We start from the raw sequence: 2,110 nt of genomic DNA, 5'->3' as shown, positions 1-2,110 counted from the left end.
GGCATACGAGATCGGTCTCGGCATTCCTGCTGAACCGCTCTTCCGATCTATAAAGCACTAAAAAAAGCTTTTATAGATACTTGGAGCAATGTCAATCTGTCTCAAGAACTAGAAGAGCTTAAATATTATACTGATAATCCTAATATTTATATTTTTTTAGATAAAAATAGAGATATTTTTACCAACGCTCAAATGAGCTACCTAACCATGATGGCTCATAGAATTTATTACATGCAAAAAATACTAAAAGATACCGGTAGTTTTTATCTACATTGTGACCCCACCATGAGCCATTATCTAAAAATATTGTTAGATATTATTTTTGGCCAAAAGAATTTTAGAAATGAGGTGGTTTGGTGTTATAGAACTGGTGGTAGCACGGCAAATAGCTGGGCTAAGAAGCATGATATTCTTCTCTTCTATAGTAAATCAAATAAGCATATCTTTAATACATTAAAAGAAAAAGTTTATACAAAAGCTAAAGGTAGAAAAGCAGGTATAGTTAATTATGGTGCTGGTATGGCTAAATTTTTTGAAGATGAGCAGGGTGTTTATAATTTGGTAAATTTTAGAGATATATGGGAAATTCCATATATCAATTCTCAAGCAAAAGAACGGTTAGGATACCCTACGCAAAAGCCTGAGGCTTTACTTGAACGTATTATCAAAGCATCTAGCAATGAAGGTGATATAGTAGCAGATTTCTTCTGTGGTTGTGGCACTGCTGTAGCAGTTGCAGAGAAATTAAAGCGCAAGTGGATAGGGACTGATATTAACCACCTAGCCATTGCTTTAGTAGAAGATAAGCGTTTGAAGCCATTGAATTCAAAATATCAAGTTATTGGCTTCCCAACAGATATAGCCATGGCAGAAAAATTAGCCAACGATAGCAAACTACACTTTGAACACTGGATAGTAGAATATGTTTTACAAGGGCATAAAACTAAAGCCACAGGAGATGGTGGAATAGACGGCCATGTTACTTACAATATGAGCAACCAAAAGATTAGAGACGTAATAGAAGTTAAAGGTGGTGGGGTTAGTATTGGCCAAATTAGAGCCTTTAAAGATAGTATTACCAAATTTAATGCAGATTTTGGAATCTTTGTGGGTTTTAAAAACAAATTCACTAACAGTATGCATCTTGAGGCAGATAATTTAGGTTTTGTACAAGTAAAAGGTTCTCTACTTCATTATGGCAATGTTAAAAAAATGTATATTTTAACTGTAGAGAATATTTTAAGTAATAACTTACCCCAAGAACTTATGCTTTTATCTAAAAATATAACTTATTAAATAGATAAACTAATATTCTAGTCTTTTATGTATATTAATTGTCTTAATTAATATTATAAATTAAATAGTAATATAGATTTTAATCCCGAAAGACGGAATAGTATTTTTTATAGAAGATTTGGTATTTTTATCATCAAGTAGTATAGTTTCACCTAAATTATAATATTTAAAGTTCATATCTAAACTTACATTATCATCAAGACGATATAATAAACCTAACCCTAGTGAATATGCCATAAGAGCTTTATAATTATTATATTCTACACTTCCTTTATCAAGAGTTTCATTTTTATAAAATTTATTAGTATTCATGTTAAATCCAATGCCTCCAACGGCATACATAGCAAAATAATAATTAAAATCATAAATATATCCGGTATTAAATAAAATACCTTTGTTACTTGTGGAATATCCTACATTAGCTTTTCTATCATAACTATCTAACGCAGTATAACTATTTTTATCATCAAAAAGAATAGCATCAACTCCTGTAATTAAACCAAAATTAAAAATATTAAATAAGGTAACTTGTAAACTATATTTTGTACTACCTGCTGTATTGAGATTTTCTAGCTTATATTCCGAAGAATTACCGTCAACTTTAGGAATATTGTGAATTCCTATACCTCCTCCTATATAAAGTTCATTAGCCTTTACATTATTTACATAACTTGCTAAAAAAACCATTATTATTATCAAATTTTTCATATATATACCATAGGTTGATTCTATTGTAGTGTATAGAAATCAATTTTAATCTTAATTCTACAATTTACATAATCTTATTTAATAAAAGATTATATAAATTTTGCTA

The 2,110-nt window shown here is 29.5% G+C and carries 2 protein-coding genes; one reads left to right on the top strand and one right to left on the bottom strand.

Features of this window, described 5'->3' with window-relative positions; genetic code table 11:
* Positions 1-231: 231 nt before the first annotated feature.
* Positions 232-1,296, top strand: a complete 1,065-nt coding sequence (locus ACQCX0_RS03120) for a DNA methyltransferase (protein ID WP_465029873.1) — start codon at positions 232-234, stop codon at positions 1,294-1,296.
* Between the two features lie 60 nt (positions 1,297-1,356).
* Here the strand turns inward: ACQCX0_RS03120 and ACQCX0_RS03115 are convergent, their stop codons facing one another.
* A complete protein-coding gene (locus tag ACQCX0_RS03115) occupies positions 1,357-2,004 on the bottom strand; it encodes an outer membrane protein (RefSeq protein WP_462562708.1) in 648 nt (215 codons plus the stop codon).
* Between the last annotated feature and the right edge of the window lie 106 nt (positions 2,005-2,110).

The sequence above is a fragment of the Candidatus Hepatincolaceae symbiont of Strigamia maritima genome (assembly GCF_055505085.1).
The sequence above is the reverse complement of the archived record's forward strand: the minus strand, read 5'-3'. Positions and strand labels throughout refer to the sequence as shown.

Coding starts and splice junctions, on each gene's coding strand:
- ACQCX0_RS03120 (WP_465029873.1), top strand. CDS start 232: ATGCAAAAAATACTAAAAGATACCGGTAGTTTTTATCTACATTGTGAC.
- ACQCX0_RS03115 (WP_462562708.1), bottom strand. CDS start 2,004: ATGAAAAATTTGATAATAATAATGGTTTTTTTAGCAAGTTATGTAAAT.